Below are 335 nucleotides of genomic sequence, written 5' to 3'. Positions count from 1 at the left end.
CATTTTCGTGAAAGACAGTTTTTTTGTTCGTGACCAGGCTTTTGATCTTATGAGTATCGGAATTTTGCAGGTCGCCTGCCTGTATTGGTTTCCAGTAATCTGCTTCGAGAGCTTCTGTTACAATGGCCGCGGCGATAGTTTTACCTACTTCGGTCCCAATTCCGGTGATAAAATATTTAAGGTTCATCTTGTTTAAATTTATTATTACAATTCGCGCAGTGGTATTCCCGGTTTACAACCATAGGCAAAGTATTCACAAAAAAAGAGATTCCAAAAAAGAAGAGGGAGCCGGGGCTTTTGACATTGGTGAAAAATTCGACTTTATCGCTGTTACA

1 protein-coding gene is annotated in these 335 nt (G+C 40.0%); it reads right to left on the bottom strand.

Going from position 1 to position 335, the window contains the following annotated elements; genetic code table 11:
- Window positions 1–187 (bottom strand): AAA family ATPase (locus HC176_RS18230; RefSeq protein WP_167920412.1); only part of this gene is annotated, 187 nt, incomplete at its 3' end.
- Window positions 188–335 lie beyond the last annotated feature (148 nt).

This window comes from Tamlana crocina, assembly GCF_012037625.1.
This window is presented reverse-complemented; position numbering and strand designations above follow the sequence as displayed.